Genomic DNA, 4520 nt, shown 5'->3' with positions numbered 1-4520 from the left:
GGCCGACATGGTGGTGACCACCTGGCCGACCACCTCGCCGCCCTGCGAAGCGACACCGTGCGCGCCGATGGCGAGCTGGTTGGCCTGGCGGGCGTGCTCGGCGTTCTGGCGCACGGTGGAGGTCAGTTCCTCCATCGAGGCAGCGGTTTCTTCCAGGTTGGCGGCCTGCTGCTCGGTACGGCGCGACAGGTCACTGTTGCCCGAGGCGATCTCGCCGGCGGCCGAGCTGATCGCGCGGCTGGACTGCTTGATGCGGGTGACGATTTCACTCAGCTGCGCGGCGGTGGCGTTGGCGTCGTCGCGCATGCGGGCGAACACGCCCTGGTAGTCGCCGTGCATGCGCACGGTCAGGTCACCCTGCGACAGCGCGGCAAGCAGGCCGGAGATCTGTTCGATGCTGCCGGCATTGGCGTCCAGCAGGCCGTTGATCTGCTGGGCCAGCTGCAGGAAGAAGCCTTCCTTGTCGCTGGCGTCGATGCGGCCGGACAGGTCGCCGGCGGCGGCCTGGGCGATCACGCGCGCCACTTCGGCTTCGACCAGTGCTTCCTGGGTGCGGTCGCGCCATTCCACCACGTAGCCGACGGTGTCGCCGCCTTCGTTGCGGATGGTCGACACCACCTGCGCGAACTGGGCATCGCCGTACTGCATCGGGCGACGGGCGACGCCGTGGGCCTTCAGGTTGCCCAACAGCGTCTGGTCCATCTCGCCGCGGTGTTCCAGCACGGTGACCGGCTTGCCGATCAACGAGGCCTGGGCGTCGAAGTCCGGCAGGTCGCGGCGTACTTCATCCTGGTACTGGCTGAGGGTCTGCTGCAGGGCGCGGTTGCTGTAGACGATGGTGTTGCTGGTATCGGTCAGGTAGACACCGGTCGAGCTGTAGTCCAGCGCGGTGCGGATGCGCAGGTTCTCGCGGGCAACGGCCTGGTCGGTTTCGATGCGTTCGCGCAGGTCGCGCTGCATCCGCTGCATGGCCTGCATCAGTTCGCCCACTTCATCCTGGCGGCTGACGTCGATGTGGCCATCGAGCTTGCCGCCGGCCACGTCGTTGGCAACCGACACGGCGCCACGCACGCTGCCGACCAGGGCGCGCGCGAACAGCCAGACCAGCACCAGGCCGAGCGCGGCGCCGCCCAGCAGGGCGATCACGGTCAGCACGGCGGAGGCGGAATAGGTGGACGCGGCCTCTTCGCGCGAGGCGCGGGCGAGGCGGTTGTCTTCGGCGATCAGCGCTTCCAGCGCGGATGCAGCCTTGCGGTGCTTGGTGCGGGTCTCGCCCACGAAGGTATCGATGGCATCGTCCGGAAGGTCCAGCTCCAGCATCTCGGTGACGCTGTCGTAGGAGGCCAGGGCGTCCTTCCATTCCTTGGCGAAGGTATCGAACAGCTTCTTCTGCTGCGCGTTGTCGACCAGCTTCGGGTATTCCTTGATCGACGTGTCCATGCTGGTGCGCAGGTCGACGGCCTGCTTGCGCGCGTCGGACTTGACGTCATCGCTGGCGCGGATCAGCTGCTGGTAGGCGGCATTGCGGTACTCGCCCAGCATGCCGCGCATCTCGCCGGCCATGCGGATGCTTTCCATGCGCGAACCCGCCAACTCGGTGGTGACGTTGTTCAGCGAATGCAGTCCGCGATAGGCGACGATGCCCTGCAGCAGCATCACCAGCAGGAGGACGCCGAAGGTCAACAGCAGCTTCGGCATCAGTTTCAGGTTGTTGATCCACGGCATGGGCGTTGCGATCTCCTAAGGCAGACGCGTCCGGGCGTCGGGCCCGGTTGCAGCAGAAACCACGCCGGCACAAGCTCCGGCGTGGTTCGACGGACAGCGGATTACTTGATGTTGGCCAGCTTCAGGCCCGCCGGCGAGCTGACTTCGATTTCCGCGCGCGAGGCGTCGCGCTGGATCTTGCCGATCACGCACACGGTCTTGCCTTCCAGGGTTTCCAGCGGGAAGGAGAACTTGCCGCGGTTCTCGCCGGCGATGCGGGCCGAGAAGGTGTGGCGCGGGAAGGCACCGCCCATGTACAGGAAGGTCGGCTGGCCTTCGGAACCTTCTGCGTAGCGGGCCTTTTCGACCTTGCCACAGACCATGCCGTCCTTGCCGACCGAACGCGGGGCCAGTTCCGGCGGGATCATGTCGGCCGCCTGGGCGAACGCGGAGGAAGCGGTGGTGGCCAGGACAGCGGCCGAAACGAACGCAAGCAGGGACTTCATCGAGGTGTATCTCCGGGGATGGTGATGGTCGTTCCGGTTCCGCGCGCTCCTGCGCGACCGGCTTCTGTCCCCCTATCGGCACTGCTGGGGGGAACTGAAGGGTTTTGTGACCAGAACGTGAAGCAGGTCCGATGGCTCAGGCGGCAGCGTCTTCGGCGAGGGAGGCCTGGCCCATGTCGGCGCTGTCGAGCAGGGTCTCGATGTCCAGCAGGATCAGCATGCGGTCGTCGTGGGTGCCGATGCCGGAGATGAAGCGGGTGTCGACTGCAGCGCCGAACTCCGGGGTCGGGCGGATCTGCTCGGCCGACAGCGGGATCACGTCCGACACGCTGTCGACCACGATGCCGACCACGCGGTCTTCGACGTTGAGCACGATCATCACGGTGAAGGCGTCGTAGCGGGCGTTGTCCAGGCGCAGCTTCAAGCGCAGGTCGATGACCGGCACGATGGTGCCGCGCAGGTTGATCACGCCCTTGATGTAGTCCGGGGCGTCCGGCACGCGGGTGACCGCATCGTAGCCACGGATCTCCTGCACCTTGAGGATGTCCACGCCGTAGTGCTCGGCGCCGAGGGTGAAGCTGAGGAATTCGCCACCGGCGCTGGCGGCGGAGCTGGTCTTGTCGTTCATCGAGGGGTCCTGGTTCTGCCGGAAGTCCCGGTGTCAGGCTCGATATCGGCCCCGCGTGGGGGGACTTTAGGTGCCGGGGGAGAGGCATCCACGCATGGCGTGGATCTACCGCGGCGCGGCCGGCACGCGCATATGGCGTGGATCCGCCGAAGATCGGTAGTGCCGGCCGCTGGCCGGCGACGGCATCATGCGGGTTGCCGGCCGCCGGCCGGCACGAACGGTCGAACGGGCCTCAGAGCTCGCCGTTGCGGCGCGCCTTGCGCTGGCGGTCGATGCGGAAGATGTAGCGCTGGATGGCGCTGTCGCCGCCGCGCGGCAGGCTGTCAAAGCGCATTCCCACGCGCTTGACCTCGATGCCATTGGGCTGTCGCTGTGGCAGCAGGTTGCAGACCACCAGTTCGATGTCCAGGTCGGGGCCATCGGGCAGCGACAGCTGCGCCGGGTAGCGCTTCTGCAGGCCGAATACGGCGCAGTCGTTGGGAACCACTACGGCCAGGCCGCCACCGCTGATGTCCACCACCCGCATCGACAGCGCTTCGGCACGTGCTTCGCCGGGTGGCAGCAGCAGATGCGGCGAGTCGGTGACCGGGGTCTCCAGCCGGTACAGCTCACGGCGCTGCAGATGCACCAGTTCGTCCGGCAACGGGGCGCGGAAGGCGACGTGGCCATCGTTGTCCACGCGCTGCAGTTCGTGCAGGCGGAACCGCACAAGGACACGTTCAAGCTGGGCGAAGCAGAGCAGGTGGTCGGCCTGCTCGGCGGCACGGTTCGATGCCTCCTGCGGGCTGCCGTCGAGCAGCAGGTAGTCTTCGTCCTCGTCGAGATCAAGCAGGGCGGTCGGGAAGGAACGATCCCGGCCGTCGATATGCGCGTTGATCAGTGATCGCTGGTCGATCAGCGAGCGCAGCAGCTGCCGCAGCTGGCGGGGGTTGCGGACCAGGAAGCGTTCGTCCGCGGCGTCGGCCGCGTGGACATCATGCAGTTCAGTGTCGTGGCCGTCGGACATGGAGTCTGTGATCAGGGGCGGGCGCCAGCACGCGTTGGTGCAGGCTCGATGGGGATATCGGCCTCTGCATTGGATTATGAAGTGAGATTTGCATCACTTTCCATGCATAAGGGGTCAGATCCCTTTCCCGTGGGAAAGGGATCTGACCCCGTGGCCCGCCATGCTGGTGCATCCACCCCATGGGCGGATGCTTTCTGCGTGGGGTCAGAACTCCTGCCAATCACCCTCGGCAGCCAGCGCCGGCTGGGCGGCCGACGCCCGCAGCGGCCGTGTCGGTGCGGCCTTGGTGACGGGCAGGGCGGCCGCGACCTGACGTGGCTGCGGTGCATTTGCCAACCGTGCCGGCGCAGCGGCGACGCCGTGCGATGCCAGCCGGAAGCGCGCCACGGCTTCGCCCAGCTGCACGGCCTGGTCTTCCATGGCGCGCGCCGCAGCAGTCGCTTCCTCCACCAGCGCGGCGTTCTGCTGGGTGGTCTCGTCCATCTGCACCACGGTCTGGTTGACCTGCTCGATGCCGGCGCTCTGTTCCTGCGAAGCGGCGGAGATCTCGGCCATGATGTCGGTCACGCGCTGCACCGAGGCGACGATCTCGCCCATGGTGCTGCCGGCCTGGTGCACCAGGCTGGAGCCTTCGGCGACCTTGCCGACCGAATCATCGATCAGGCCCTTGATCTCC

At 67.0% G+C, this 4520-nt stretch carries 5 protein-coding genes; all 5 read right to left on the bottom strand.

The features are described 5' to 3' along the window. Nucleotides 1-1725, bottom strand: a 1725-nt coding sequence (locus tag AC5P9L_RS21215) for a methyl-accepting chemotaxis protein (RefSeq protein WP_495201654.1), incomplete at its 3' end; no start/stop codon positions are given. A 101-nt stretch (nucleotides 1726-1826) separates the two neighbouring features. Further along, on the bottom strand, nucleotides 1827-2210 hold the full coding sequence (locus AC5P9L_RS21210; protein WP_005409515.1) for a hypothetical protein: 384 nt from the start codon (nucleotides 2208-2210) through the stop codon (nucleotides 1827-1829). A 136-nt stretch (nucleotides 2211-2346) separates the two neighbouring features. Next, nucleotides 2347-2838, bottom strand: coding sequence for a chemotaxis protein CheW (locus AC5P9L_RS21205; RefSeq protein ID WP_005409516.1), 492 nt, complete (start codon nucleotides 2836-2838; stop codon nucleotides 2347-2349). A gap of 232 nt (nucleotides 2839-3070) precedes the next feature. Beyond that, nucleotides 3071-3844 (bottom strand): flagellar brake protein, encoded by a 774-nt coding sequence (locus AC5P9L_RS21200; RefSeq protein ID WP_005413239.1) that lies wholly within the window; start codon nucleotides 3842-3844, stop codon nucleotides 3071-3073. A 204-nt stretch (nucleotides 3845-4048) separates the two neighbouring features. Beyond that, on the bottom strand, nucleotides 4049-4520 hold a 472-nt coding region (locus tag AC5P9L_RS21195; RefSeq protein WP_495201653.1), incomplete at its 5' end, for a methyl-accepting chemotaxis protein.

It is taken from the genome of Stenotrophomonas sp. YJH_SMC_64 (assembly GCF_059371375.1).
The sequence above is the reverse complement of the archived record's forward strand: the minus strand, read 5'-3'. Positions and strand labels throughout refer to the sequence as shown.